This is a genomic window from Halomonas sp. YLB-10, assembly GCF_003856855.1.
Taxonomy (GTDB): domain Bacteria; phylum Pseudomonadota; class Gammaproteobacteria; order Pseudomonadales; family Halomonadaceae; genus Halomonas; species Halomonas litopenaei.
In genome coordinates this window covers 507,787-534,044 of record NZ_RRCU01000001.1, presented here as the reverse complement: position 1 = coordinate 534,044, position 26,258 = coordinate 507,787, and the positions used below count along the sequence as shown (strand labels likewise).

Sequence of the window (26,258 nt, the reverse complement as noted above, 5' to 3'; positions counted from 1 at the left end):
GCGTCGCCGTTTTCACCTGGCCTTTGCTCACAAGGCGCTGGCCGGGTCGCCCAACAGGCCTTCCAATAACTCTTCGCTCGACACACCCTATTCCGGAGAAAACGCCATGATGCTCAAGGACCCTTCGACCAAGTACCGCCCCTTCGTGGCCGTGGACCTGCCTGATCGGCAGTGGCCCAGCCAGCGCATCGAGACCCCGCCCCAGTGGTGCAGCGTCGATCTGCGCGACGGTAACCAGGCGCTGATCGATCCGATGGACCAGGAGCGCAAGCAGCGCTTCTTCGATCTGCTGGTCAAGATTGGCTTCAAGCAGATCGAGGTGGGCTTCCCCTCCGCCTCCCAGACCGACTTCGACTTCGTGCGCAGCCTGATCGAGGAAGACAAGGTCCCGGACGACGTCACCATCCAGGTACTGACCCAGGCCCGTCCGCACCTGATCGAGCGCACCTTTGAATCGCTGAAGGGTGCCAAGAACGCCATCGTTCACGTCTACAACGCCACCGATCCGGTGTTCCGTCGCGTGGTATTCAATGTCGACAAGTCCCAGTGCATCCAGATCGCGGTCGATGCCACCACCCAGATCCGTGACCTGATGAAGGCGGCCCCCGAGACCAACTGGACCTTCCAGTATTCTCCGGAGCTGTTCACCACCACCGAGATGGACTTTGCGGTGGAGATCGTCAATGCCGTGCGCGAGACCTTCGGTGCCAGCGCCGACAACAAGATGATCGTCAACCTGCCGGCCACGGTGGAGTGCGCCACCCCCAACAACTACGCCGACCAGATCGAGTGGTTCTGCCGCAACGTCGAGCACCGCGATCACCTGATCGTCAGCGTTCACCCCCACAATGACCGTGGTACCGGTGTGGCCGCCGCCGAACTGACGGTGATGGCCGGCGCCGACCGGGTCGAGGGCACCCTGTTCGGCAACGGCGAGCGCACCGGCAACGTCGACATCGTCACCCTGGCGATGAACCTCTACACCCAGGGCGTCCATCCGGGCCTCGACTTTTCCAACATCACCCCGATCATGCGTGAGGTCGAGCACTGCAACCAGCTGCCGGTCCACCCGCGTCATCCCTACGTGGGCGATCTGGTGTTCACCGCCTTTTCCGGCTCTCACCAGGACGCCATCAAGAAGGGCATGGCGCTGCGCAAGGAAGACCCGGACAGCGTCTGGGCGGTGCCTTACCTGCCCATCGACCCGCTCGACGTGGGCCGCAGCTACGAGGCGGTGATCCGCGTCAACAGCCAGTCCGGCAAGGGCGGCGTCAGCTACCTGCTGGAGCAGGAGCACGGCATCGAACTGCCGCGCCGGCTGTCCATGGAGTTCAGCCTGGTGGTGCAGGAGGTGGCCGATCGGGTCGGCAAGGAGATCACCTCGGCGATGATCTACCAGACCTTCGTCGACGAGTACCTGGCCAAGACCGAGCCCTACAGCCTGGTCAGCCACCGTCTGTCGTCCGAGCCGGACAGCCCGACGGTGACGCTGGAAGCCTGCATCGCCAAGGACGGTGAGCGCCACACCATCAGCGGCGAAGGCAACGGCCCGCTGGCGGCCTTCGTCAAGGCGCTGCGCAGCGAAGGCCACGACATCGAGATCATCGACTACCACGAGCACTCCCGCGGTCAGGGCGCCGACGCCGAGGCGATCGCCTACGTCGAGGTCCGGGTCAAGGGCGAGGCGGTGTTCGGCGTCGGTACCGACGAGAGCATCACCAGCGCCTCGATCAAGGGTGTGATGAGCGCGATCAACCGCTGCCTGTCCACCGAAGAGGTGGCGCCCAACGTCACCGCCGACAGCGTGGCCTGATTCGCGCCGCCGGCAAATGGCGTAAACGCACCGCCCCCGGGGGAAACCCCGGGGGCGGTTTTTTTGCAGCATGCTTGGTGTGGTCCAGGGAGGGGCGTTCTGCGGAGTGGGTCACCAGCAGTCGTTACTAAAGACGTTTATCGGGAGCGAAGGGCATCTCTCGGGCTTTATCGACCATCGCCTTGAAGCTGACATGCGCCGGGTTGATCAGGTAGTTGGTTTCCCTCGGCACGACGACGCTTGGCACCGCGAGATTCGTCACCGACGTTGTGGATTAACTACTTTCGCAAGGCGAGTGTCTGTCATGAGCGATACTCACACGCAGACGCCGTGCTCGAGCCGTCCAATCAGGTTTAGCACGGCAGCTGTACCAGCCGATGTCACCACCATATCCACCGGCGGCGTGTTTCCAAGACCAGGGGCAGGGGTAAGCAGCCACTGGTTAGTCTGCTGCGTGTCACCCTCGAACAGATCAATGGCGCTGTGGTAGACGTCGGCAACACGATAAAGCCGGTCGCCCTCGTCCACGGTGAAGCGGCCAGTCGTCGCTCGACGCCTCAGTGTGGTGGGGGAGATGGCGACAAAGCGTGCCAGGTCCTGCTTTCCTAACCCCGTGAAGGAGGCGAGCATGGAGTACACCTCGTAGGCGACACCATTTCTCAACGCTTCGTGCAGTTGCGGGCCTCGCCGGGGAAGCCCAATGACGTGCCAGAGGTCACTTTTGTGGTCGGCCTGCTTCGGTCGGAAAACCTTGATGGCAGACTTCATGCTTCACCTTTCCTTGTGGCATCGGTCGATATCACAAAAGAGGACGAGAGGCTGTTGCAGCTTCCCTCGCCCCACGACGGGCCTGATAACCAGCGTACTTTGACGATTGCGTCACAGCTACAACGGCGTCTTGCTGGCTTCGCCGGGGACCTCGCGGACCAGGGTCGGCATCAGGAAGCCGGGCAGGCGGGTGCGCAACTCGTCGACCAGGGCGTTGGCGCGGGCGTCGGCCACGTCGAAGTGGGCTGCCCCGGACACCGGGTCGAAGGCGTGCAGGTAGTAGGGCAGTACGCCGGCCTCGAACAGCCGCTCCGAGAGCGCTTCCAGTGCATCTACCGAGTCGTTTACTCCCTTGAGGATCACGCTCTGGTTGAGCAGGGTCACGCCGGCCTGCTTGAGCCGCGCGCAGGCGCCGGCGACGGCCTCGTCGATCTCGTTGGCGTGGTTGATATGCAGCACCATGACCTTCTGCAGGCGGGTGCCGGTGAGCCACTCGAGCAGGGGGCCGTCGACGCGATCGGGGATCACCACCGGCAGCCGGGTATGCAGGCGTAGTCGCTTGAGATGGGGGATGGCGTCGAGCCGCTCGACCAGCCAGGCCAGCTGGCGATCGCTGGCGGCCAGCGGATCGCCACCGGACAGGATCGCCTCGCGCAGGGTGTCGTCCTCGCGCAGGTAGTCCAGGGTGTCGTCCCACTGGCTGCGTGAGGGCGCGTTTTCCTGGTAGGGGAAGTGGCGACGGAAGCAGTAGCGGCAATTGATCGCGCAGGCGGGGCTGGTGATCAGCAGTACCCGTCCGGCGTACTTGTGGATCAGGCCGCGACGGGCGGTGTGCTGGGCCTCCTGGAGCGGATCGGTGACGTAGCCCTCAGGGCTTGTCTGCTCGGCATCCAGGGGCAGCACCTGGCGCAGCAAGGGGTCGTCCGGGTCTGCGTGGCGCATGCGCGCGGCAAAGGCCTCGGGCACACGCACCTCGAACAGGGAGTGGCCGGCCTCGGCGCCGGGGATCAGGGAGGCGTCGAGCCCCAGGCGGCGGCACAGCTCGCGCGGGTCACGAATGGCGCCGGCCAGCTGTCGCTGCCAGCCACCGGGGGCGGGAAGTCCCGGCTCATCCGGGGCAGAGCAATGCAAAAGCGTCGAGCTTCGGGTTATCATGCGGGCCATCCATCGATGCGTGCGAGGGGCTTGTCCTCGCAAAATGTCAGTTGAGTGCCGCTCTGAGCCGATGGCCGGGCCGGGCACCGAAAGGAACGAGATCTCATGGCGAACTATTCTACCAACGAATTCAAGGGCGGTCTGAAGGTGATGCTCGACGGTGACCCCTGTGCCATCGTCGAGAACGAATTCGTCAAGCCCGGCAAGGGCCAGGCCTTCAACCGCGTGAAGCTGCGCAACCTGATGACCGGCCGCGTGTGGGAGCGTACCTTCAAGTCCGGCGAGTCGCTGGAAGGCGCCGACGTCATGGATCTGGACATGGAGTACCTCTACACCGACGGTGACATGTGGTACTTCATGAAGACCGACGGTTCCTTCGAGCAGTACGCCGTCGAGAAGAAGGCCCTGGGCGACAGCGACAAGTGGCTCAAGGAGCAGGTGGTGTACACCGTGACCCTGTGGAACGACAACGCCATCTCGGTCTCCCCGCCCAACTTCATCGAGCTGGAAGTGGTCGAGACCGATCCGGGCCTCAAGGGCGACACCGCCCAGGGCGGCTCCAAGCCGGCGACCCTGTCTTCCGGTGCGGTGGTGCGCGTTCCCCTGTTCATCAACCAGGGCGAAGTGCTCAAGATCGACACCCGTAGCGGTGATTACGTCTCCCGCGCCTGAGGCGAGGGCGATATCCCCGGATCGGCAGATCGAGATACAGACAAAGGCCACGCGATCGCGTGGCCTTTGTCGTTTGGGCAAGTGGTAAGGAACGAACGATGACAGACTGGCAACCCACGGCCTCGCTGGACACCCTGCGCCACCGCGCCGTGCTGATGCAGCGGGTGCGCGGTTTCTTTGTCGAGCGCGGCGTGCTCGAGGTGGAGACCCCCTGTCTCGGTCACGGTGGCAGCACCGACGTGCACCTGGCGTCGCTGTCTTGCCAAGCCGTCACTCCGGCGGGCAGCGAGACCCTGTGGTTGCAGACGTCGCCGGAATTTCACATGAAGCGCCTGCTGGCGGCCGGCAGTGGGCCGATCTTCCAGATCGCCCGCAGCTTTCGCGACGGCGAGGTGGGACGCCGCCACAATATCGAGTTCAGCATGCTGGAGTGGTATCGCCCGGGGTGGAGTCTCGACGCGCTGATCGAGGAAACCCAGGCGCTGATCCGCGAGGTGCTGCCGTTTAATCCCGGCCCGACGCGAAAGCGTCGCTATCGCGAGCTGTTTGGCGAGGTGCTGGGTATCGATCCTTTTGAGGTGGAAATCGCATCACTTCGACGTCTTGCCGGTGAACGCGGCGGCCTCGACATGGCCGAGGCGCCGCGCGATGAGTGTCTCGACCTGCTGATGAGCCTCGTCATCGAGCCCGAGCTAGGCCGCGACGGCATCGACGTGGTGCTGGACTACCCGGCCAGCCAGGCGGCGCTGGCCAGGCGTCACCAGGACCCCCGCGACGGCGCCTGGGTGGCCTCGCGCTTCGAGGTCTATCTAAGCGGGCTCGAGCTTGCCAACGGCTACGACGAGCTGACCGATGTGGGCGAGCAGCGCGCACGCTTCGCCGACGACAATCGCGCCAGGCGTGAGGCAGGCCTTGCCGAGGTCGACGTCGACGAGCGCCTGCTGGCGGCTCTGGACGCCGGTATGCCCGAGGGCAGCGGGGTCGCCCTGGGACTCGACCGGCTGATCCAGCTGGCGCTGGGCAAGTCGCGTCTTGAAGAGGTGATCGCCTTTCCCACACCGCGCTGTTGAGGGGGCTGGGCACCTCGTGGGGTAGTCATTCCAAGTGCCCAGATCTTTTGATCGTCAGCTAGAAGGGGTCGCGGGACAGGGAAGTAGAAGGTCTGTGGCGGTTCAGCCCTGGAGCTTCGCGACGGTGGCCATCGGCATGAACATGCGTAACGGATTCGATGGCAGAGACTGAAAACCAAAGCCTGTGTATAGACGCAGCCTTCTTTCCACCGCCTGCGAGTCTCCGCAGTCCAGAATATCGAGCAGCACAACGGCCGTGCCTATTCTCAGTGATGCTGCAAAGGCTCGATTCAATGCATCGACCAGCAGGCGTCTACCGATTCCCTGCCCCTGGAACTGTTGATCGACGCCGATCATGCCGATGAAAGCGGCAGAGATACTGCCATCCGCATTCGCCATGCGCTTGTAGCGGTTGGGCAGGTCGCTACAGTCCACGCTATGGGCGTTGAGCGAATAGAAACCCAGGATCTTCGAGGGATCCCGAGCAGGGTCTGTCATCACGAAGACGCGAATCGTGCCACCATCCATCAGCCTGCTGGCGGTGCGCTGCAGAAAGTTGTCGACTTGATCCACCCCAGACGAAAAAGCCGCTCGATGGTGTCGAGACTTGTCGAGCGCTTCGATGACGACGGTGGCCGACATCAGCGCTTCGCCACCGTCTGCCGATGGTGGGTGAAGGCGTCACGTAGCTTCTCGGTCGGAGCCGGAGGGTTCTCGATGGCCTCAAGGAAGACCTCATGATCTTCAGGCATGAGCCGTGTCACTTCATGCGCCCGGATGGTCTCCATTGCCCGCTCATACGCTGCGGACAACGCGAACGTGGACATGTCCTGGCCACTCAGCGCGGCCGCCTGCTCGATGGCTTGCTTGATACGCGGTGTTGTACGGAAGCCAAAACGTTCAGTGTTGCGCTGACGTGCTTCTGTACTGGCGTCGGAAGATTGGCTGGCCAAGGTGTTGACCTCCAGTGCATGTGATCTTCAAATCACACTGTACGCCCTGCCGGCGTACATCTCCAGAATTTGCTTTCTTTCCCCTCGGTGTCTTGCTGTGTTCGTTCAGTCGTTCCGTCGATGAAGCGGAAGGCTCTGTGGGGGCTTGGGACAGACGCGAAAGGGGCGGCCACCGCCGCCCCTTTTGAATAGTGTTGTCATGCCTAAGGCGTTGTCTTGCCACCGGCGTTGCCGACACGCCTTGGCGCTTCAGTCCGCGCTGGCGGCCTCTTCGCCGTCTGCCGTCGCCGCTGTTGCGCTGGTTCCCGGCTCGCCGCCCAGGCGTTGGCCCATGCTCACCGCGACGGGGCTGCCGGCCTTGCCGCTCAAGGCATCGAAGTCGACCTTTTCGGCGAAGGCCATGACCACGGTGGAGCCGAGCTTGAAGCGGCCCATCTCTGCGCCCTTGGCGAGGTGAATCGGGCGATCGAAGCGGACACGCTCGACCCGACCGGACTGCGGTGTCACCTGGCCGGCCCACACCGTTTCAATGGCGGCGACGATCATCGCGCCCACCAGCACCAGCACCATGGGGCCGTGTTCGGTCTCGAAGTGACACACCAGCCGCTCGTTGCGGGCGAACAGGCCCGGGACGTGGCGGGTGGTGGCGTCGTTGACCGAGAACAGGCGCCCGGGCACGTAGACCATCTCGGTCAAGGTGCCGGCAAGCGGCATATGCACCCGGTGGTAGTCCTTGGGCGACAGGTAGACGGTGGCAAAGCTGCCGCTCTGGTAGCGGGTGGCCGCCCTGGGGTCGCCGCCGAGCAGTTCGGTCATGCTGAAGCGATGGCCCTTGGCCTGGACCAGCCGGCCATGGTCGATGGCGCCCCATTGGGACAGGGTGCCGTCGGCGGGACACAACAGGCCGTCTTCCAGCGGGCGGGCGCCGGCCGCCAGCGCCCGGGTGAAGAAGGCGTTGAAACTCGGGTAGACCCTGGGGTCCGGTTCCACCGCCTGGCTCATGTCGACCTTGAAGCGCTTGATGAAGGCGCGGATCAACAGGTTCTTGAGCCAGCCGATACGGCAGTCGGCAAGCAGGCCGACCAGGCGCGACAGCAGGTGGTGGGGGATGGGGTACTGGATCAGGGAAAACAGCTTGGCGAGGGTCACGAAGGGACGATCTCCGGATGGTCAATGACGCGCACGCGGCCTCACGGCCGCGCCGCTGGTGCAATCAAGTGCCCTAGGCTCAGTCCGAAAAGTCGACGAGCGAAGGTTAGACAAGGCAAAAATCGGTGAGAAAGCGCAGTTTACGTGGTGTAAATGAGCATTTTGATCCGATTTTTAACGCCGCATTACCGAGCGCAGACACTTTTCAGATAAGCCCTAGATGGGCAGAGGAACAAGGGCGTCAGTGTTCGATGGGGGTATCGTCGCGATTGCCCCACTCCTTCCACGAGCCCGGGTAGGCACGCATGCGTTCGAACCCCAGTGCCTTGCCTACCAGCCAGGTGAAGCCGCTGCGATGATGGGTCTGGCAGTGAGTGACCACTTCCATATCCGGGGTGATACCCATGGCGCCCAGTTCGGTGATCAGCTCGGCGTAGTCGCGCAGGCGAAGTGAGCGTTCACGGTCCATGGCGTCGGTCCACTCCATGTTGACCGCTCCGGGCAGGTGGCCGAGGTGCCGGTTCTGGCCCTTGTTGCCATCGAACTCGTCGACGGAGCGGGCATCCCAGATGGCGAAGTTGTCGCTGCCCAGGCGCTCTTCAAGCTCGAGTCGGTCGATCGCGACCTCGGGATTGAGGACCTCGGCCTGGTAGTCCGAGGGCTTCGGCGCATGGTCTTCGGTGGACTGGGGCAGACCCTCGTCACGCCAGGCGTGAATGCCGCCATTCAGGTAGGAATAGCGCTTGTGGCCAATCAGCTCCAGGGTCCACAGCAGGCGCCCGGCCCAGCCGCCGCCCTCATCATCGTAGGCGACCACGTGGGTGTCCCGGGTCAGACCCAGCGACGAGAACAGTTGTGACAGGGCCTCTTCATCGGGGACGTCGTTGGGGACGTCGCCGGAACCTTTCAGCAGACGACGATGGTCGAGAAAGATCGCGCCGGGCACATGGCCCTCGGCGTAGCTTTCCGCCTTCAGCGGCACGTCGATCACTAGGATGTCCTCGTGATCCAGCACGCCGGCGAGTTCCTCGGGCTCGGCGATCAAGGGCAACAGATTGTCTTCTGAGCTCATGGTTCTCTCCTGGCGGATCCACACGGATGAAAGGGGCGGGCGCTGTGTCTGGCGCCTGGCACTTCGCGAGGGGACGCTACTGGCGTTTCCCTATTGGCTATCCAGACTATCGACGATACGACGATAACTGGCAAAGCGTTCGGGGTGAATCGCCCCCTCGTCGATGGCGTCGCGAATGGCGCAGCCCGGCTCCTGCCGGTGGCGGCAGTCGCGGAAGCGACACAGGCCGAGGTAAGGGGCGAATTCGATAAAGCCCTCGGTGACCTCGCGCTCTGTCAGGTGAGTGAGGCCAAACTCGCGGATGCCGGGGGAGTCGATCAGCTCGCCCGAGGCCAGGCTCTCGTCCGGTGCGGGCAGGTGGTAGAGCTGGGCGGTGGTGGTGGTGTGGCGACCCTTGCGCGAGTCCTCCGACAGCGCGCCGATGCGCAACTGTTCGTCCGGCAGCAGGCGGTCGATCAGTGAGGACTTGCCGACCCCGGACTGGCCGACGAATACCGAGGTGCGGTCGGCGAGCTGGGCGTAGAGGGCGTCGAGTCCGCCGTCGACCTCGGTGGAGGTGGCCACCACCTGGTAGCCGATGCCGCGGTAGCGATCGAGCAGCCCGCGCAGTTCGCCGCCCTCGTCGGGCAGCAGGTCGGTCTTGTTGAGCACCAGCACCGGGGTGATGCCGGTGGCCTCGGCTGCCACCAGGTAGCGATCGATCAGGCCGGCGTGGGGCTCGGGTTCCACCGCGAAGACAATCAGGATCTGGTCGATGTTGGCCGCCACGGGCTTGAGTAGCCCACGCATATCCGGGCGTTCGAGCACATTGTCGCGCTCGCCTCGGGCCACCACCACGCCGCTGCCGTCCTCGCCGGCCCGCCAGATGACGCGGTCTCCGGTGACCAGGCCCTCGAGGTTGGCGCGCAGATGGCAGCGGGTGGGCGTCTCGCCGGCACGGCTGGCGACGTCCAGGGTCCGTCCGAAGTGAGCGATCACTCGGCCGTCGCGCTCGGCGCCGTATTCGCCGGCGGCAAGCTTTTCGTCGTCCTGGCCGGCCTTTCTGGCGGCGCGCTCGGCGCGTTCGGCCTGGATCTTCTCGATGCGCCAGCGCTGCTGGCGGCTCAACTTGCGTTTGCTCATGAGCACCCGATGGTCGGTACAATGGTCGGCATTGTACCTACACGCACGGCCCCTGTCCCGACAAGGGCCACCGCCTGATCAAGGAAGCGACGATGTCCGATGCCAGCGCCAGCCCCGACGATACCCTCAACCCGCGTCCTGACGATGCCAAGACCGGCCCGCGAAACGACGCCCTGATCTGGATTGACCTGGAGATGACCGGGCTCGACCCGGAGCGTGAACGCATCATCGAGGTGGCCACCCTGGTCACCGACGGCGAGCTCAATGTCATCGCCGAGGGGCCGGTGATCGCGGTTCACCAGAGCGACGCACTGTTGTCCGGCATGGATGAGTGGAATACCCGTACCCACGGCAATTCCGGGCTGGTCGAGCGGGTGCGCAAGAGCCAGATCGATACCCGCGAGGCCGAGCGCAGGACGCTCGAGTTTCTCGCAGCCCACGTGGCCCCAGGCACCTCGCCGATGTGCGGCAACTCGATCCACCAGGACCGGCGCTTTCTGGAGCGCGAGATGCCCGAGCTGTGGGCGTTTTTCCACTACCGCAATCTCGACGTCTCGACCTTGAAGGAGCTGGCCAAGCGCTGGAATCCCCAGGCGCTGGAGGGCTTTTCCAAGCGCAACGTGCACCTGGCCATGGACGACATCAAGGAATCCATCGCTGAACTCGCGCACTATCGCAAGACGTTCCTCAAGGCTGGGGAATAGTCAGCAGTTGACGCCAGGTTCGAGGCGAGGGGCGCGTTCAGCTCGAGGCGCTCGGCTCGAGGCGCTCGGCTCGAGGCGCTCAGCTCGACACGCTCAAGCAGAGGTGATCAGCTCGGCGCGCCGCTGGCGCTGGCGGGCGAGCGCCCAGCGTACGTGCTCGCGCACCAGCTCGGAGGGATAGGCCAGGCGGGTGAGCAGGGCGCGTTCGATGGCGGCGCTCCAGGGGGCGTTACCGAGCCCCACCGCCAGGTTGCGCAGCCAGCGTTCGTAGCCGATACGACGAATCGGGCTGCCGGCGGTGCGCTCGAGAAACTCCTCCTCGCTCCAGCCGAACAGGGTCAGCAGCTCCACCCGGTCGAGATCGTGGCGCGGCGCGAAGTCAGGTTCGCTGCTTGCCCGTGTGAAGCGGGTGAAGGGGCACACCAACTGGCAATCGTCACAGCCGAACACCCGATTGCCCATGGCCTCGCGATAGCGCTCGGGAATGGCGCCGAACAGCTCGATGGTCAGGTAGGAAATGCAGGCGCGGGCGTCGACCACCTTGTCCTCGACGATGGCGCCGGTAGGGCAGGCGGTGCGGCAGGCGCTGCAGCTGCCACAGTGTTCCTGCTCGAATGGCTCGTCCACCGGCAGCGGCAGGTCGGTGTAAAGCTCACCGAGAAAGAACATCGAGCCGGCTCTGGGATTGAGCAGCATGGCGTTCTTGCCGAACCAGCCGATACCGGCCTTGCGCGCCAGGCCGCGCTCCATCACCGGGGCCGAGTCGACGAAGGCGCGGTAGCCGAAGTCCCCGACTTCCGCCTCGATGGTCTTTGCCAGGCGCTGTAGCCGCTTGCGCATCAGCTTGTGGTAGTCACGCCCGGTGGCATAGCGTGACACATAGGCGCGGCTGGGCTGTCCCAGCACCTTGGTGGTCTCCACCTCCGGCGGCAGATAATCCAGGCGCACACTGATGACCCTGATGGTGCCGGGTTCGAGCTCGGCCGGACGGGTACGTTTGGTGCCGTGCTTGGCCATGAAGCCCATCTCGCCGTGGAAACCTGCCTCCAGCCAGCGCTCGAGGTGAGCCTCGTCGTCGCTCAAGTCGACGTCGGTGATGCCGACCTGCTGGAAGCCGAGCTCCCGCCCCCAGGTGCGGATGCGCGCCGCCAGGTCGTTGAAGTCGACGTCGGTGGACGGGGACGATGCAGACATAAATGAGGACATACCCGGCAAATGGCAAGACAGCCCGGCTCTGCGCTTGGCGCGAGAGGAGAAGGGCTTAGACTTCATAGGGAAGGAAGTGACCGCCATGGTAGACCATCACGATCGAAGGGAGAACCGCATGGACATCTTGGACGGCGGCGTGATTGAGCCAGGACAGACTCCGTTGTACACCGCCGAGCAGGTACGCGAGCTGGACCGCCGGGCGATCGCCGGTGAGAGCGACGGCTTCGCCCTGATGCACCGGGCCTCCGGCGTCGCCTGGCGCTGGCTGAAGGCGCGCTGGCCGGCGACCAAGTCGCTGACGGTGTTCTGCGGTGGCGGCAACAACGGCGGCGACGGCCATGTGCTGGCAGCGCTGGCCGCGACCGAAGGGCGCCAGGTGCAGCGGATTTCCCTGACCCCGCGTGAACGCCTGAAGGGTGACGCCTTGCGCGCGGCCGAGATGGCCGACGACGCCGGTGTCGGCTTTATCGAATGGCGAGAAGGATTGCGCGTGGAAGGGGACGTGGTGGTCGATGCCATGCTCGGTACCGGCTTTGCCGGCGACCTGCGTCCGACCTACGCCGCGGCCATCGCCGCCATCAATGAAAGCCGGTGTCCGGTGCTGGCGGTGGATATTCCCTCGGGCATCACCGCCGACGGCGGCGCCGAGCCCAGCATGGCGGTCAGGGCGGTGATGACGGTGACCTTTATCGCCGACAAGCTGGGACTGCACACCGGGCGTGGCGCCGCCCTGGCCGGCGAGGTGGTGGTGGAATCACTGGGGGTGGACGCCCTGGCCCATGACGATATCACGCCCACCGCCTGGCGCCTGCAGTCGAGCCTGGTGAACCTGGCGTTGCCTCCGCGTGAACGCGACATGCACAAGGGCGCCGCCGGATTCGCCGGCATCTTCGGTGGCGCACCCGGGTTCGGCGGGGCGGCGCTGCTGGCGGCAGAGGCCTGCGCCAGGGTGGGCGCTGGCCGAGTGCTGCTGGCCACCGCGCCGGAACACGTCGGCGCCAGTCTGGTGCGCTGCCCCGAGGTCATGGCGCGTGGGGTGACCCATGCCAGGGAACTCGATGAGCTGCTGGATCGCCTGAGTGTGCTCGCCGTGGGGCCAGGGCTTGGTCAGGGGAGCTGGGGCCAATCGGTGCTGCAGACCGCGCTGAAGCGCTCGATTCCGCTGGTGCTGGACGCCGATGCCCTCAATCTGCTGGTCAGCCGCTTTGCCGATCAGCGGCGTGACGACTGGATCCTGACCCCCCACCCGGGAGAAGCGGCACGCCTGCTCGAGACCAGCGTGGCCGAGGTCGAGGCGGACCGCCCCGGTGCCGCGCGCGCCCTGCAGCAACGCTGGGGCGGGGTGATCGTGCTCAAGGGGGCCGGAACGTTGATCGCGGGTCCAGACGGCCTGGCGCTGTGTCCTTTCGGCAACCCGGGCATGGCCAGCGGCGGCATGGGCGATACCCTGACCGGTGTGCTGGCGGGCTTGATGGCCCAGGGCCAGGCCCCGGGCTGGTCACTGGAACGCACCGCGCGGCTGGGCGTGCTGGTGCATGCCCTGGCCGGTGACATGGCGGCGAGAGAGGGCGGTGAGCGTGGTCTGTTGGCCAGCGATCTGGCATCCTGTGCACGAAAATTGGTCAATCCGACGATGGGCGAGGAAGATGCAGCTGCGACTCGATGATGAAGACCGCCAGGTCGCACTGGGGGAGTGCCTGGGACGGGCCTTGCAAGGACGAGGACGCGTCCACCTGTCGGGAGAGCTTGGGGCCGGCAAGACCACCCTGGCTCGCGGTGTGTTGCGCGCCTACGGCCATCAAGGTGCGGTGAAGAGTCCTACCTATACCCTGGTGGAGCCCTACGAGCTTTCGCTGGACGGGGAGCCGGTCACGCTGCACCACTTTGACCTCTACCGCCTGGGCGATCCCGAGGAGCTTGAGTTCATCGGTGGGCGCGATCTGCTCGCCGAGGGGCATCTGTGCCTGGTGGAGTGGGCCGAGCGCGGCGAGGGCTGGCTGACGCCGCCGGATCTCGAGGTGGCGCTAAGCCACGCCGAGACAGAAGGGCGCGAGGCGCGCATCAGCGCCGCCACGACCCTGGGCGAAGTGCTGCTGACGCGCCTGGAAGATGAAGTCTCCCGCGATCAACGACTGGCGGGAGGCAAGGCATGAGGCGTCGCCTTTCGGCCCGTATGGGTGCTGGTCTATTGGCGTTGGTGGCCACACTGGGCCTTACGCTTTCGAGCCTTGCCCAGGCCGCCAGCGTGGACAACATGCGCCTGTGGGCCGCGCCGGATCACTCGCGGCTGGTGTTCGACCTGTCGGCGCCGGCCACCGCCAACGTGTTCGAGCTCGACAACCCGCGCCGGCTGGTCATCGATCTCAGTGGCACCAGCCTGGCCGCCGATCCTGCCAGCATGGACCTGTCCAACAGCGCCATCAGCTCGGTGCGCACAGGCGTGCGCGATGGCGGCGATCTGCGCGTGGTGCTCGAGCTCAGCCGTGCCATCGAGCCGCGTCACTTCTCGTTGGCGCCCAACAACCAGTACGGCGATCGTCTGGTGGTGGATCTGGAGTACCCCGGCGAGAGCGCGGTGGAAGACCCCATCGATCCGATCGAGTCGATGATCCGTGAGCAGGAGATCGCCGCCGAGCGGGCCAAGACCGTGGCGGTGGCAGAGGGCCGTGACCCGGTGGAGGCAGCACCGGTGATCGACACCGCTCAGCCCCATCCCAAGCGCGACATCATCATCGCCGTGGACGCCGGGCACGGTGGCGAGGACCCCGGCGCGCTGGGCCCGAGCGGTACCCGCGAGAAGGACGTGGTGCTGCAGATGGCCGATCGCCTGGCGCGCATGATCAACGACTCCCCCGGCTTCAAGGCGGTGCTGATCCGCGACGGCGACTACTACGTCGGGCTGCGTCAGCGCACCCTGATCGCCCGCGAGCAGAAGGCCGATTTCTTCGTCTCCATTCACGCCGACGCCTTCAACAGTCCGCGTCCCCACGGCAGCTCGGTGTTCGCGCTGTCCCAGAGCGGAGCCACCTCGGAGACCGCCAAGTGGCTGGCGGCCAGCGAGAACCGCTCGGATCTGATCGGCGGGGTCGACGGCAACCTGTCGCTGGATGACAAGGATCAGGTGCTCAGAGGTGTGCTGCTGGACCTGACCATGACCGCGACCCTCAATGACTCCCTGACCATCGGCGATGAGGTGCTTAGTCGCATCGGGCGCATCAATGATCTGCATAAACCCAGGGTCGAGCAGGCCGGCTTCGTGGTGTTGAAGTCCCCGGACATTCCTTCCCTGCTGGTGGAGACGGGCTTTATCTCCAACCCCGAGGAAGAGCGACGACTCAAGGACGGCGGCTACCAGCAGCGGATGATGAGCGCCGTGTTCGGCGGCATCCGCTCGCACTTCGAGCGCAACCCGCCACCGGCAAGCCTGCTGGCCTGGCAGCGCGATCAGGGGCGGTCCACCGCTACCAACGAGTATCGCATCCAGCCAGGCGACACCCTGTCCGCCATCGCCTCGCGTCACGGCGTGGCGCTCAGCGCGCTCAAGCAGGTCAACGAGCTGTCCGGGGACGTCATTCGCGTCGGCCAGGTGTTGAGGATTCCCAGTTCATGAGTGATATCCCGTGTGAGAGCGAGCCTGGCGTCCAGGTGTCACAGCGCCGCTCGATCAAGATTCTCGACCCCCGGCTGGCCAACCAGATCGCCGCCGGTGAGGTGGTGGAACGCCCGGCCTCGGTGGTCAAGGAACTGATCGAGAACGCCATCGACGCCGGCAGCACCCGCATCGAGGTGGACATCGAGTCCGGCGGTGCCCGGCTGATCCGGATCCGTGACGATGGCTCCGGCATCGGAGAGGAGGACCTGCCGCTGGCGCTGTCACGACACGCCACCAGCAAGATCCTGTCGCTGGAGGAGCTCGAGGGCGTCGCCAGCCTCGGCTTTCGTGGCGAGGCGCTGGCCTCGATCAGCTCGGTGTCGCGACTCGAGTTGACCTCCAACGTCGAGCAGGACCCTCAGGGCGGCTGGCGGGTGGTGGCCGAAGGGCGGCGCATGGAGCCCCGCGTCACGCCGGCACCCCATCCTCGTGGTACCTCGGTGGCGGTGCGTGATCTGTTTTTCAACACTCCGGCCCGGCGCAAGTTCCTGCGTACCGAAAAGACCGAGTTCAACCATGTCGAGGAGGCCTTTCGGCGCCAGGCGTTGTCGCGCTTCGACATCGGCTGGACCCTTCGCCACAACCAGAAGACCATCCACCAGTTGCCGGTGGCACGGGATGACCACGCGGTGGAGCGACGTCTCGCTTCGCTGTTGGGCAAGAACTTCCTGGACAATGCCCTGACCCTGGACATCGCCACCGGCAGCCTGCGCCTGTGGGGCTGGGTGGGACTACCGACCCACTCCCGCGCCCAGGCCGACCAGCAGTACTTTTTCGTCAATGGCAGGGTGGTGCGCGACCGGCTGGTGGCCCACGCCATCCGCCAGGCCTACCGCGATGTGCTGTTCAATGGTCGCCACCCGGTATTCGTGCTCTATCTGGACGTGGACCCCACGGTGGTGGACGTCAATGTCCACCCGACCAAGCACGAGGTGCGCTTTCGCGACGGGCGCATGGTCCACGACTTTCTGTTCTCGAGCCTGCACCGGGCGCTGGGCGAGGCCCGCGCCGGGCACCAGGACGGCCAGCATCCGGGTCAGCAAGCGAGCACCGATACCGATGGTCTCGATGTCGACCCCGAGACCGGCGAGATCCGCGAACCGGCTCCCCAGGGCGGGAACCTTGGGCAACACCCGTCTCAGCAACAGCCCTCCTGGCAGCAGCAGCCCATGGCGCTGCACCCGCGCCGCGACGAGGGCGAGGGCGAGGGCGGTGTCACCCCGGACCGGGTGCGCGCCTTCATGGACGGCTACCGCAAGCTGCACCCGGACCACGAAGACAGCCTGCTGACGCCGCAGCCAGGAGGCCCTGGCGCCGGCGGTCTGGCCGCCGGCACGGCCCAGGCCGAGCGCCATAGCCCCACGCCGAGAACCTGGCCCGGCGCCGCTGGCGCGGCTAGTGAGTCCCCTGCCGGGGTCGGCGGCGCATCGCTCACCTCGTCGACGCCTGAGGTGATGCCGGAAGACGACGCCACCCAGGCGCCGCCACTGGGCTACGCCATCGCCCAGTTGCACGGCATCTACATTCTGGCCCAGAGCGCCCAGGGGCTGGTGCTGGTGGACATGCACGCGGCCCACGAGCGCATCGTCTACGAGCGCATGAAGACCCAGGTCCACGGTGGCGCGCTGGACGCCCAGCCGCTGCTGGTACCGGTGTCGCTGGCGGTCAGCGCCGCCGAGGTCGAGACCGCCGAGCGCGAGCGCGAAGCCTTCACCCGGCTTGGTGTCGAACTCGATGCCGCCGGTCCAGAGACCCTGCTGGTGCGCCAGGTGCCGGCGCTGCTGGCCGATGCCGACGTGGAACCGCTGGTGCGCGAGATGCTCTCGGACCTGGAGCGCTACGGCCGCTCCGATCGCATCGAGGCCCACATCAACGAGTTGCTGTCGACCATGGCCTGCCACGGCAGCGTACGCGCCAATCGCCAGTTGACCATTGCCGAGATGAACGCGTTGCTGCGCGACATGGAGCGCACCGAGCGCAGCGGCCAGTGCAACCATGGCCGCCCCACCTGGACCCAGATGAGCCTCAAGGATCTGGACCGGCTGTTTCTGCGAGGGCAATGATGGCGCCGACAGACGCTCCGGCCGCGGCCACGCCGCCTGCGCAGGACGACCGACCGCTGGCGCTGCTGCTGATGGGCCCCACGGCGGCGGGCAAGACCGATCTTGCCATCGAGATCCGCGAGCGCCTGGGTGGCGAGATCATCAGCGTCGATTCGGCGATGATCTATCGCGGCATGGACATCGGCTCGGCCAAGCCCTCGGCCGAGGAACTCGCCCGGGCGCCCCATCGACTGATCGATATCCGTGATCCGGCCCAGGCCTACTCGGCGGCAGAGTTTCGCGACGATGCCCTGGCCGAGATGCACGATATCGCCGCCAGTGGTCGGCTGCCGCTGCTGGTCGGTGGCACCATGATGTACTACAAGCGCCTGGTCGAGGGGGTCGCCAACCTGCCCTCGGCGGACAGCGCCGTGCGTGAACGCCTGTCCCGCCAGGCCGAGCAGGACGGCCTCGAGGCGTTGCATCGGCGCCTGGGCGAGGTCGATCCCGAGTCGGCCGCGCGCATTCACCCCAATGATCCTCAGCGCCTGATGCGGGCGCTGGAAGTGTTCGAGCTGTCCGGGCGGCCGATGAGCGAGCTGTGGAATGAGCAGCGTCGTGAAACCTTTCCCTTTCGTCTGCTGTCCATAGGGCTCGCTCCCGCCGAGCGCTCCGTGCTGCACGAGAGAATCGCCAGGCGCTTCACCGCCATGCTGGACGGCGGATTTCTCGATGAAGTGGCGGCGCTCAAGGCGCGTGGCGATTTGACGCTGTCGCTGCCATCGATGAAGAGCGTGGGCTATCGTCAGGCATGGCAGTACCTGGATGGCGAGTTTGATCGTGAGACGTTCATTCATCGTGGCGTGGTGGCGACGCGTCAGTTGGCCAAGCGGCAGCTGACCTGGATGCGTAGCTGGCCTGCGCTGACCTGGGTGGACCCGTTGGCGGCCGACCCCGCCGAGCGCCTCGTGAAACTCGTGCGCGAAGCGGGGACTTAGCGTAAGATAACGAGTTCGTGCGACCACTTGCAGGGTCCCGCCGAACAACCGAATACCTGTCGCCCGCCGTCTTGAAGACCTCGGCGGGCGGCACCATAACCTAAAACCCTAAGACACTTCAGGGAGAGCAACATGTCCAAAGGGCAGTCCCTTCAAGACCCGTACCTGAACATTCTGCGCAAGGAGCGCATTCCGGTATCGATTTTCCTGGTCAACGGCATCAAGCTGCAGGGCCAGATCGAATCCTTTGACCAATTTGTCATCCTGCTGCGCAACACCGTCAGCCAGATGGTCTACAAGCACGCCATCTCCACGGTGGTGCCGTCACGCAATGTGCGTCTGCCGGCCCAGGATCCAGCTGCGCAGCCGGAGAGCTGATATTTCGTGAGGTATTGATTGTTTTTTGAACGTCCCGACGCCGGTGAAACGGCGGTACTCGTCCATATCGACTTTCAGGACGAGAAGGAGCGCGAAGATCCCGGTGAGTTCCACGAGCTGGTGAGGTCGGCGGGTGCCGAACCCGCAACCCTCGTGACCGGCTCGCGGCAACGACCCGACCCCAGGAGTTTCGTGGGGTCGGGCAAGCTCGAGGAAATCGGCGAGGCCCTGGCGGTACACAAGGCCGAGCTGGTGATCTTCAACCACGCGCTCAGTCCTTCCCAGGAACGCAACGTCGAGCAGACGCTGAAGTGTCGTGTGCTCGATCGTACGGGCCTGATTCTGGATATCTTCGCCCAGCGGGCGCGGACTCACGAGGGCAAGCTGCAGGTGGAGCTGGCCCAGCTCGAGTACATGTCCACGCGGCTGGTGCGAGGCTGGACCCACCTGGAACGCCAGAAGGGCGGTATCGGCCTGCGCGGTCCGGGTGAAACCCAGCTCGAGACCGACCGCCGCCTGCTGCGTGCGCGCATCAAGTCGATCCACAAGCGCCTGGACAAGGTGCGTAGCCAACGCAGCCAGAATCGCCGCGCCCGCTCGCGTGCCGAGATCCCCAGCGTCTCGCTGGTGGGCTACACCAACGCCGGCAAGTCAACGCTTTTCAACAGCTTGACGGCGTCTGAGGTCTATGCGGCGGACCAGCTCTTCGCTACTCTCGACCCTACGCTGCGGCGTCTTGAGGTCGAGGACGTGGGGCCGGTGGTGCTGGCGGACACGGTGGGCTTTATCCGCCACCTGCCGCACAAGCTGGTCGAGGCGTTCCGTGCCACCCTGCAGGAGGCCGCCGAGGCCAGCCTGCTGGTGCATGTGATCGACTCAGCGGATCCTGATCGTGAGCTCAACGTCACCCAGGTGGAGGCGGTGCTCGACGAGATCGGCGCGCTGGACGTGCCGACGCTCAAGGTGATGAACAAGATCGACCTGTTCGACAGTTCGCCACGCATCGAGCGCGACGAGCACGGGGTACCGCAGACGGTGTGGCTGTCGGCGCAGAAGGGGCTGGGACTGGACCTGCTGACCCAGGCCCTGACCGAGCGGCTGGCGGAAGACATCATCGACTTCTCGCTGACCCTGACGCCGGAGCAGGGCAAGCTGCGCGCGGCGCTGCATGAGCTGAATGCCGTGCGCGACGAGTCCTTCGACGAGGACGGCCAGACGCAGCTGGATGTGCGTCTGCCGCGTCGTGACTTCAATCAGTTGATGGCACGCCTTGGCGAGCGTGCCGCGGATTACCTTCCCGTCGCGCTGCAGGAACGCGACGTCTGGGAAGCCTGAACCGACCCGCCTGACGGGTCGGCAAGAGCGTCGCCCGGATGGTGACGCCACAAGGAAAGCACTGAAGAAATGTCGCGAGCGACGACAGGTAGGTCGCCGCCGGAGGTCGGAGTCGACACAGGGTTAAATGAGAACCTTGAGCACCGCCGGCGGCCGAGATGCCGAGCGCAGCAATGTATGCAGTGTTTTCCAAGGATCGCAATCGATGCGCCTCGTCTAGGCGGGGGCACAGAGTGGAGACGACGTATGGCCTGGAATGAGCCTGGTGGCGGCAACGGCAACCAGCACGACCCCTGGAGTGGCGGGGGGCGCCGTGGCGGTAATGGGGGCGGTGGCAACCGCGGTGGCGACAATCAGGGTCCCCCCGACCTCGATGAGGCCCTGAAGAAGTTTCAGGACAAGCTCAATGGCATGCTCGGCGGCCGCGGCGGCAAGCGCGGCGGTGGCAAGGATGGCGGCAAGGGCGGCGGCAATCGCCCGCGCAATACCTTCGCCTTGCCGGGACTGTTGATCATCATCGGTCTCGCCGTATGGGCGGCCAGCGGCTTCTATCTGGTCGACCAGTCGGAGCGGGGCGTCGTGCTGCGCTTCGGCAAGTTCCAGGAAGTCGTCACTCCGGGTCTGCAGTGGAATCCGCCGCTGATCGACGACGTGCGCATGGTCAACGTTACCCGCGTGCGCTCGGTCAGCCAGACCCAGTCGATGCTGACCCAGGACGAGAACATCGTCTCGGTCGAGATCTCGGCCCAGTACCAGGTGGCAGCGCCCCGTGACTACGTGCTCAACGTGCGTGATCCCGAGCTGTCGCTGGAAAACGCCCTCGACTCGGCGCTGCGTCACGTGGTCGGTGGCACCGACATGATCGACATCCTGACCTCGGGTCGTGAGATCCTCGGCAGTGCCGTGACCAGCCGTCTGCAGACCTACCTGGACAACTACGGTACCGGTATCCGTCTGGTGACCCTGAACGTCGAGTCGACCTCGCCGCCCGATGCGGTGCAGGACGCCTTCGATGACGTCATCCGTGCCCGCGAGGATCGTCAGCGCACGATCAACCAGGCCATGGCCTACGCCAACGCCATCATCCCGGCGGCTCAGGGTCAGGCGCAGCGTATCGTCGAGCAGGGCCAGGGTTACCGCGAATCAGTGGTCGCCGAGGCGCGTGGTCAGGCCAACCGCTTCACCGCACTGCTGACCCAGTATCGCAATGCCCCCGAGGTGATGCGCGAGCGTCTCTACCTCGACGCCATCTCCGAGGTGCTCGGCCAGACCAACAAGGTACTGGTGGACGTCGATCAGGATGGCCCCTTGATGGTGCTGCCGATGGACCGTATCGGCCGTGGTCTGGGCACGTCCACCGCTGCCGACGCCGAGAATCAGCTCGATCCGCAGGTGCTGGAGCGCATCCGTGCCGAGTCCGCCAACGCGGCCTCCAATTCAAGCTCGAACCGCAACGGTCGTGACACCGGTATTCAGCGGGAGGGTCGCTAAATGATCAATAATCGATCCCTGCTCATCGTCGGCGGCCTGGCCGCCGCCGCCTGGCTGGCCAGCAACAGCCTCTACGTGGTCGACGAGACCGAGCGTGCGGTCAAGCTGCGCTTCGGTGAGATCATCGAGGAAAATATCCAGCCGGGCCTGCACGTCAAGGTGCCGATCACCCAGACCATTCGCAAGTTCGACACCCGGGTGCTGACACTGGATACCGACGCCAGCCGCTACCTGACCCAGGAGCAGAAGGCGGTGATCGTGGACTCCTACGTCAAGTGGCAGGTGGTCAACCCCACTCGCTACTACGAGGCCACGGCCGGTGACGAACTGATGGCGGTTCGCCTGATCCAGCCGCGGGTCGACGAGAGCCTGCGTAACGAGTTCGGCCAGTTGAACCTGCAGCAGATCATCTCCGAGAAGCGTGACGAGCTGATGTCCGGCCCCACCGAGGAGCTCGACAAGCTGATGCGCGAAGAGATCGGGGTGGCCATCCTCGACGTGCGGGTCAAGCGTATCGACCTGCCCGAGGACGTGTCCTCGGCGGTGTACGATCGCATGCGCTCCGAGCGTGAGCGTGAGGCCCGCGAGTGGCGTGCCCAGGGCCAGGAGGAGTCCGAGCGGATTCGTGCCAACGCCGATCGCCGCCGTCAGGTGCTGCTGGCCCAGGCCAACGAGCGTGCCGAGACCCTGCGTGGTGAGGGTGACGCCGAGGCCGCCGGTATCTACTCCGACGCCTACGAGGGCGATACCGAGTTCTATCGCTTCTGGCGTAGCCTCAACGCCTATCGCGACTCCTTCGGTGCCGGCGAGGGCAACATGATGGTGCTGGATCCCTCCAGCGACTTCTTCCGTTACCTCAAGAGCGCCGATCCCCAGGGAGCTGGCAGCCAGCCCCAGGGCTAGCGGTGGCCCCTGGCCGCCGACCGCAAGGGCGAATGCCGCCCTTGCGGGGTTCAACTGGCGGCCAAACGTGATAGAATCGGTAAACCGGGCGTGGCCCGGTTTTTTTGTGGCCGTCATTCCCGACATCGTTCCGTCCGACGCATTCGCCAGCACGCCAGAAGTTCCGAGACCGCTCCGAGATGAGTTCCCGGATTTCACCAGTGCGCGAGGTTTTGCGTGCGCGCGGACCAGGCCCACCGTCTAAGCAAGATATCGACCAAGCAGGATATCGACATGACCATCGCTGACCGCTGGCTCCTGCCCGACGGCATGGACGAGGTGCTGCCACCTCAGGCCAGTCGTATGGAGGAGCTGCGCCGGGCGCTGCTCGACCTCTTCCATCTCTGGGGTTACGACCAGGTGATGCCGCCCCCGGTGGAGTTTCTCGACTCCCTGCTGACCGGCACCGGCACCGATCTCGACCTTCAGACCTTCAAGCTCACCGACCAGCTCACCGGGCGCATGATGGGGGTGACCGCCGACGTCACGCCGCAGGTGGCGCGCATCGATGCCCACTCGCTCAAGCGCGAAGGGCCGGTGCGTCTGTGCTACTGCACCAATGTGCTGCGAGCCAAGGCCGACAAGCATCAGGGCGGGCGCAGCCCGGTCCAGGTCGGTGTCGAGCTGTTCGGCAGCGCCAGCCTGGCGGCGGATCTCGAGATCCTGCGCCTGGCGCTGGAGAGCCTCTCGGCCTCCGGCGCCGGCGAGGTGCACCTGGCGCTTGGCCACGTCGGCATCTACCGCAACCTGGTCGAGGTCGCCGAGCTCGACGCCGAGGCCGAATACGCCATCTCCGCGGCGCTGGCGCTGAAGTCGCCGGGGCAGCTCGAGGCAGAGGTGTCTAGGGCGGTAAGCGATCCCGCTCTGGCGGCCATGTTCCGCACCCTGGGCGAGCTGCACGGCGGCCCCGAGGTGCTCGACCAGGCCCGCGAAGCCTTTGCCGAGGCGCCCCAGGCGGTCAACGACGCCCTCGACAAGCTGTGCGAGCTGTATCAGGGCGTGCATCGCGAGCACCCCGAGGTGGCCTGCTACTTTGACCTGGCCGAGCTGCGCGGCTATCAGTACCACACCGGCATGATGTTCGCCGCCTACGTGCCGGGGTACGGTCAAGCCCTGGCCAAGGGCGGGCGCTACGACGACACCGGCCGTGCCTTCGGTCGCGCCAGGCCTGCTACCGGCTTCTCGATGGATCTGAAGCTGTTGGCGACGCTGGCCTCCAGCGAGGCCGCCAGCGACAGCGTCTGGGCGCCGGCGGAAGGTGACGCCGAGGGCCTCGACGAGGCGGTTCAGGCCTTGAGGCGTCAGGGCCGCCGGGTGATCCAGGGGCTGCCCGGCCAGCGCGCGGCCGGACACGGCTGCAGCGAGCAGCTGGTGGCCCGAGACCAGCGCTGGGTGCTCGAACCGCTGGCGACATGATCCTATCGGCAGTGCCTGGCACTGCCTGGCAAGCAATACCGGGGCGCCGGGGCGTGGCGCTTTAATCGACTGTGGCGCCAAGGCGCAACCAAGAAGAGACGAGAACTGCAATGGGCAAGAACGTAGTCGTACTGGGTACCCAATGGGGCGATGAAGGCAAGGGCAAGGTCGTCGACCTGCTGACCGAGTCCGCCTCCGCCGTGGTGCGTTTTCAGGGCGGTCACAATGCCGGCCACACCCTGGTCATCGACGGTGAAAAGACCGTACTGCACCTGATTCCGTCCGGCGTGCTGCGCGAGGACAAGACCTGCGTCATCGGCAACGGCGTGGTGCTGTCGCCGGAGGCGCTGATCAAGGAAATCCGCGAGCTCGAGAGCAAGGGCGTACCGGTGCGCCAGCGCCTGCGTCTGTCGCCCGCCTGTCCGCTGATCCTCGACTACCACGTGCGCCTGGATCAGGCTCGCGAGAAGGCTCGTGGCATCGCCAAGATCGGCACCACCGGTCGCGGCATCGGTCCGGCCTACGAAGACAAGGTCGCCCGCCGTGGCCTGCGTCTGGGCGATATGCTCCATCGTGAGCGCTTCGCCTCCAAGCTGGGCGAGGTGCTGGACTACCACAACTTCGTGCTGACCAAGTACCACGGCGAAGAGCCGGTGGACTTCCAGGCGACCCTGGAAAGCGCCATGGAGATGGCCGAAGAGCTACGTCCGATGGTCACCGACACCGTGAGCCTGGTCCACGACCTGCGCAAGGGTGGCGAGAACATCCTGTTCGAAGGCGCCCAGGGCTCGCTGCTGGACATCGACCACGGCACCTATCCCTACGTCACCAGCTCCAACACCACCGCCGGCGGCACCGCTACCGGTTCAGGCGTCGGCCCGCTGTATCTGGACTACGTGCTGGGTATCACCAAGGCCTACACCACCCGTGTCGGCTCTGGTCCGTTCCCCACCGAGCTGTTCGACGAGCACGGCCGTCACCTGGCGGAGAAGGGCCACGAGTTCGGTGCCACCACCGGTCGCGCCCGTCGTTGCGGCTGGTTCGATGCCGTGGCGCTGCGTCACGCGGTGCAGATCAACTCGGTATCCGGCATCTGCCTGACCAAGCTCGACGTACTGGATGGCCTCGAGAACATCCGTGTCTGCGTGGGCTATCGCAGCAAGGACGGCGAAGTGCTCGACAACCCGGTGGACTCGGAAGGCTACGAGGCCATCGAGCCGGTCTACCAGGACCTGCCGGGCTGGAGCGAGTCGACTCTGGGCGTCAAGCGCGTCGAAGACCTGCCCAACGCCGCCCGCGCCTACATCAGCTTCCTCGAGGAGCAGGTCGGCACCTCCATCGACATCATCTCCACCGGCCCGGACCGCAACGAGACCATCGTCCTGCGCAACCCCTTCGGTGACTGATCGTCAGGTCGTCTGACCCAAGCGACGGGCACAACAGAAAAGGCCGGCAGTGATGCCGGCCTTTTGCGCTCTATCGATAACCCTCACCGATTCCTTCTGCTGTTGAATTCATGGTGACACTCCATCGAGAGCCTCGTGTGATTTTCTGTATACGCGCCCCAAAGCAAGCAGAATGACGCCAAGCAAAGCGACGCCGATCATGATCGAGAAGCCGGAGAGATAGTCGCTGAAATAATCGAAAGCGCTTGTGTCCATAACGTTAGAAAGCTCTTCCGATCGCTTGAACGATATCAATAGAAAAGTAATAAAGACATTGACTGCCTGCCCTGATAGTAGCGTGATGCCTGACAATGTCATCCAGTTTGATCCAGGGTATACCACCAAGCCAAGTAACAGGAATCCTGCCAGAGGTATGCAATATTCCCCCATTACTTCAAACTTTACATTCCCGGTTTCTGGGACATCGAAGAAGGCCAGCAGGCCCACTGTATATACGAAAAAGGCGCAGATCGTTAGAAAGAGAATACCAAATAATTTTCTCATGATGATACCGTCATGAGACGAGAGAATTGAAATAGATATTGGCTTTTTGACGATATAGGAAAAAGGTAGATATTATAAAAAACAACAATAATAAATTTGTTATTGATTTGTCGAAGTTAATGAAAAACAAAAACAGAAGAGTTAAGCCGTGCCAGAATACAAAGATATTTCTCCCTCTTTTTAGACGAGCGAATATCATCATTGCTGTATATAGTAGCATAGTAGCATTAACGGTTAGTAATAATGACTGCATTCCCCTAGGCAGCCCAATCATATGCATTTTTATGGTAAAGTCGATGCTTTCATAGCCTCTCATCATTAACCCAAATTGTACTGTGGAAAATATCATCAGGGCGCAGCAGATGATT

General features: G+C 64.8%; 24 protein-coding genes. 15 read left to right on the top strand and 9 right to left on the bottom strand.

Features of this window, described 5'->3' with window-relative positions:
- Positions 1-106 precede the first annotated feature (106 nt).
- A complete protein-coding gene (gene leuA / locus EBB56_RS02115; protein WP_045994508.1) occupies positions 107-1,813 on the top strand; it encodes a 2-isopropylmalate synthase in 1,707 nt (568 codons plus the stop codon).
- Positions 1,814-2,128: 315 nt separating this feature from the next.
- Here the strand turns inward: leuA and EBB56_RS02110 are convergent, their stop codons facing one another.
- Together EBB56_RS02110 and epmB are read right to left on the bottom strand one after the other, a co-directional pair.
- Positions 2,129-2,581: an antitoxin Xre/MbcA/ParS toxin-binding domain-containing protein gene (locus EBB56_RS02110; RefSeq protein ID WP_045994507.1), complete on the bottom strand. Its 453-nt coding sequence runs from the start codon at positions 2,579-2,581 to the stop codon at positions 2,129-2,131.
- 117 nt (positions 2,582-2,698) lie between these two features.
- A complete protein-coding gene (gene epmB / locus EBB56_RS02105; RefSeq protein WP_071211150.1) occupies positions 2,699-3,736 on the bottom strand; it encodes an EF-P beta-lysylation protein EpmB in 1,038 nt (345 codons plus the stop codon).
- 105 nt (positions 3,737-3,841) lie between these two features.
- On the opposite strand from epmB, the gene efp reads away from it, so the two are divergent.
- Together efp and epmA are read left to right on the top strand one after the other, a co-directional pair.
- Positions 3,842-4,408, top strand: coding sequence for an elongation factor P (gene efp / locus EBB56_RS02100; RefSeq protein ID WP_045994506.1), 567 nt, complete (start codon positions 3,842-3,844; stop codon positions 4,406-4,408).
- A 98-nt stretch (positions 4,409-4,506) separates the two neighbouring features.
- Positions 4,507-5,478 carry an EF-P lysine aminoacylase EpmA gene (gene epmA / locus EBB56_RS02095; RefSeq protein WP_045994505.1) on the top strand — a complete coding sequence of 324 codons (972 nt, stop codon included), beginning with the start codon at positions 4,507-4,509 and terminating at the stop codon, positions 5,476-5,478.
- A 102-nt stretch (positions 5,479-5,580) separates the two neighbouring features.
- Here epmA and EBB56_RS02090 read toward each other — a convergent pair whose 3' ends face one another.
- From EBB56_RS02090 to rsgA, 5 genes are all read right to left on the bottom strand, one after another.
- Entirely contained in the window at positions 5,581-6,120 is a 540-nt protein-coding gene (locus EBB56_RS02090; RefSeq protein ID WP_045994504.1) for a GNAT family N-acetyltransferase, read from the bottom strand.
- Positions 6,120-6,431: a DUF1778 domain-containing protein gene (locus tag EBB56_RS02085; RefSeq protein WP_045994503.1), complete on the bottom strand. Its 312-nt coding sequence runs from the start codon at positions 6,429-6,431 to the stop codon at positions 6,120-6,122. Before EBB56_RS02085 ends, EBB56_RS02090 begins: the two co-directional genes overlap by 1 nt.
- Positions 6,432-6,680: 249 nt before the next feature.
- Entirely contained in the window at positions 6,681-7,580 is a 900-nt protein-coding gene (gene asd, locus EBB56_RS02080; RefSeq protein ID WP_124802602.1) for an archaetidylserine decarboxylase, read from the bottom strand.
- 241 nt (positions 7,581-7,821) lie between these two features.
- Positions 7,822-8,652, bottom strand: coding sequence for a sulfurtransferase (locus EBB56_RS02075; RefSeq protein ID WP_045993089.1), 831 nt, complete (start codon positions 8,650-8,652; stop codon positions 7,822-7,824).
- A gap of 90 nt (positions 8,653-8,742) precedes the next feature.
- Entirely contained in the window at positions 8,743-9,774 is a 1,032-nt protein-coding gene (rsgA, locus tag EBB56_RS02070) for a small ribosomal subunit biogenesis GTPase RsgA (protein WP_045993090.1), read from the bottom strand.
- A 92-nt stretch (positions 9,775-9,866) separates the two neighbouring features.
- Between rsgA and orn the strand changes: the two genes are divergently transcribed.
- Positions 9,867-10,478 (top strand): oligoribonuclease, encoded by a 612-nt coding sequence (gene orn / locus EBB56_RS02065; RefSeq protein ID WP_083970435.1) that lies wholly within the window; start codon positions 9,867-9,869, stop codon positions 10,476-10,478.
- Between the two features lie 93 nt (positions 10,479-10,571).
- Here orn and queG read toward each other — a convergent pair whose 3' ends face one another.
- Positions 10,572-11,672, bottom strand: coding sequence for a tRNA epoxyqueuosine(34) reductase QueG (gene queG, locus EBB56_RS02060; RefSeq protein WP_045993091.1), 1,101 nt, complete (start codon positions 11,670-11,672; stop codon positions 10,572-10,574).
- A 130-nt stretch (positions 11,673-11,802) separates the two neighbouring features.
- Between queG and EBB56_RS02055 the strand changes: the two genes are divergently transcribed.
- The 11 genes from EBB56_RS02055 (at position 11,803) to EBB56_RS02005 (ending at position 25,347) form a co-directional block, all read left to right on the top strand.
- Positions 11,803-13,353 carry a bifunctional ADP-dependent NAD(P)H-hydrate dehydratase/NAD(P)H-hydrate epimerase gene (locus tag EBB56_RS02055; protein ID WP_045993092.1) on the top strand — a complete coding sequence of 517 codons (1,551 nt, stop codon included), beginning with the start codon at positions 11,803-11,805 and terminating at the stop codon, positions 13,351-13,353.
- Positions 13,334-13,840, top strand: a complete 507-nt coding sequence (gene tsaE / locus EBB56_RS02050) for a tRNA (adenosine(37)-N6)-threonylcarbamoyltransferase complex ATPase subunit type 1 TsaE (protein WP_045993093.1) — start codon at positions 13,334-13,336, stop codon at positions 13,838-13,840. Before EBB56_RS02055 ends, tsaE begins: the two co-directional genes overlap by 20 nt.
- Entirely contained in the window at positions 13,837-15,297 is a 1,461-nt protein-coding gene (locus tag EBB56_RS02045; protein ID WP_083970436.1) for an N-acetylmuramoyl-L-alanine amidase, read from the top strand. The genes tsaE and EBB56_RS02045 overlap by 4 nt, the downstream gene beginning before the upstream one ends.
- Positions 15,294-17,402 (top strand): DNA mismatch repair endonuclease MutL, encoded by a 2,109-nt coding sequence (gene mutL, locus EBB56_RS02040; RefSeq protein ID WP_045993094.1) that lies wholly within the window; start codon positions 15,294-15,296, stop codon positions 17,400-17,402. The genes EBB56_RS02045 and mutL overlap by 4 nt, the downstream gene beginning before the upstream one ends.
- Positions 17,402-18,379, top strand: a complete 978-nt coding sequence (miaA, locus tag EBB56_RS02035) for a tRNA (adenosine(37)-N6)-dimethylallyltransferase MiaA (RefSeq protein ID WP_045993120.1) — start codon at positions 17,402-17,404, stop codon at positions 18,377-18,379. The genes mutL and miaA overlap by 1 nt, the downstream gene beginning before the upstream one ends.
- 132 nt (positions 18,380-18,511) lie before the next feature.
- A complete protein-coding gene (gene hfq, locus EBB56_RS02030; RefSeq protein ID WP_045993095.1) occupies positions 18,512-18,757 on the top strand; it encodes an RNA chaperone Hfq in 246 nt (81 codons plus the stop codon).
- An 18-nt stretch (positions 18,758-18,775) separates the two neighbouring features.
- Positions 18,776-20,092: a ribosome rescue GTPase HflX gene (gene hflX, locus EBB56_RS02025; protein ID WP_045993096.1), complete on the top strand. Its 1,317-nt coding sequence runs from the start codon at positions 18,776-18,778 to the stop codon at positions 20,090-20,092.
- Positions 20,093-20,338: 246 nt separating this feature from the next.
- Complete coding sequence (gene hflK / locus EBB56_RS02020; protein WP_045993097.1) at positions 20,339-21,583, top strand: FtsH protease activity modulator HflK; 1,245 nt, start codon at positions 20,339-20,341, stop codon at positions 21,581-21,583.
- Positions 21,584-22,486: a protease modulator HflC gene (gene hflC, locus EBB56_RS02015; protein ID WP_045993098.1), complete on the top strand. Its 903-nt coding sequence runs from the start codon at positions 21,584-21,586 to the stop codon at positions 22,484-22,486.
- 273 nt (positions 22,487-22,759) lie between these two features.
- Complete coding sequence (locus tag EBB56_RS02010; protein ID WP_045993099.1) at positions 22,760-23,941, top strand: ATP phosphoribosyltransferase regulatory subunit; 1,182 nt, start codon at positions 22,760-22,762, stop codon at positions 23,939-23,941.
- 110 nt (positions 23,942-24,051) lie between these two features.
- Positions 24,052-25,347, top strand: a complete 1,296-nt coding sequence (locus EBB56_RS02005) for an adenylosuccinate synthase (RefSeq protein WP_045993100.1) — start codon at positions 24,052-24,054, stop codon at positions 25,345-25,347.
- A 108-nt stretch (positions 25,348-25,455) separates the two neighbouring features.
- Here the strand turns inward: EBB56_RS02005 and EBB56_RS02000 are convergent, their stop codons facing one another.
- Entirely contained in the window at positions 25,456-25,890 is a 435-nt protein-coding gene (locus EBB56_RS02000) for a hypothetical protein (protein ID WP_124802600.1), read from the bottom strand.
- Positions 25,891-26,258: the final 368 nt, after the last annotated feature.

Excerpts from the sequence above, each read along its gene's own strand:
- leuA (WP_045994508.1), top strand. The coding sequence starts at position 107 with ATGATGCTCAAGGACCCTTCGACCAAGTACCGCCCCTTCGTGGCCGTG.
- EBB56_RS02110 (WP_045994507.1), bottom strand. The coding sequence starts at position 2,581 with ATGAAGTCTGCCATCAAGGTTTTCCGACCGAAGCAGGCCGACCACAAA.
- epmB (WP_071211150.1), bottom strand. The coding sequence starts at position 3,736 with ATGATAACCCGAAGCTCGACGCTTTTGCATTGCTCTGCCCCGGATGAG.
- efp (WP_045994506.1), top strand. The coding sequence starts at position 3,842 with ATGGCGAACTATTCTACCAACGAATTCAAGGGCGGTCTGAAGGTGATG.
- epmA (WP_045994505.1), top strand. The coding sequence starts at position 4,507 with ATGACAGACTGGCAACCCACGGCCTCGCTGGACACCCTGCGCCACCGC.
- EBB56_RS02090 (WP_045994504.1), bottom strand. The coding sequence starts at position 6,120 with ATGTCGGCCACCGTCGTCATCGAAGCGCTCGACAAGTCTCGACACCAT.
- EBB56_RS02075 (WP_045993089.1), bottom strand. The coding sequence starts at position 8,652 with ATGAGCTCAGAAGACAATCTGTTGCCCTTGATCGCCGAGCCCGAGGAA.
- rsgA (WP_045993090.1), bottom strand. The coding sequence starts at position 9,774 with ATGAGCAAACGCAAGTTGAGCCGCCAGCAGCGCTGGCGCATCGAGAAG.
- orn (WP_083970435.1), top strand. The coding sequence starts at position 9,867 with ATGTCCGATGCCAGCGCCAGCCCCGACGATACCCTCAACCCGCGTCCT.
- queG (WP_045993091.1), bottom strand. The coding sequence starts at position 11,672 with ATGTCTGCATCGTCCCCGTCCACCGACGTCGACTTCAACGACCTGGCG.
- EBB56_RS02055 (WP_045993092.1), top strand. The coding sequence starts at position 11,803 with ATGGACATCTTGGACGGCGGCGTGATTGAGCCAGGACAGACTCCGTTG.
- tsaE (WP_045993093.1), top strand. The coding sequence starts at position 13,334 with ATGCAGCTGCGACTCGATGATGAAGACCGCCAGGTCGCACTGGGGGAG.
- EBB56_RS02045 (WP_083970436.1), top strand. The coding sequence starts at position 13,837 with ATGAGGCGTCGCCTTTCGGCCCGTATGGGTGCTGGTCTATTGGCGTTG.
- mutL (WP_045993094.1), top strand. The coding sequence starts at position 15,294 with ATGAGTGATATCCCGTGTGAGAGCGAGCCTGGCGTCCAGGTGTCACAG.
- miaA (WP_045993120.1), top strand. The coding sequence starts at position 17,402 with ATGGCGCCGACAGACGCTCCGGCCGCGGCCACGCCGCCTGCGCAGGAC.
- hfq (WP_045993095.1), top strand. The coding sequence starts at position 18,512 with ATGTCCAAAGGGCAGTCCCTTCAAGACCCGTACCTGAACATTCTGCGC.
- hflK (WP_045993097.1), top strand. The coding sequence starts at position 20,339 with ATGGCCTGGAATGAGCCTGGTGGCGGCAACGGCAACCAGCACGACCCC.
- hflC (WP_045993098.1), top strand. The coding sequence starts at position 21,584 with ATGATCAATAATCGATCCCTGCTCATCGTCGGCGGCCTGGCCGCCGCC.
- EBB56_RS02010 (WP_045993099.1), top strand. The coding sequence starts at position 22,760 with ATGACCATCGCTGACCGCTGGCTCCTGCCCGACGGCATGGACGAGGTG.
- EBB56_RS02005 (WP_045993100.1), top strand. The coding sequence starts at position 24,052 with ATGGGCAAGAACGTAGTCGTACTGGGTACCCAATGGGGCGATGAAGGC.
- EBB56_RS02000 (WP_124802600.1), bottom strand. The coding sequence starts at position 25,890 with ATGAGAAAATTATTTGGTATTCTCTTTCTAACGATCTGCGCCTTTTTC.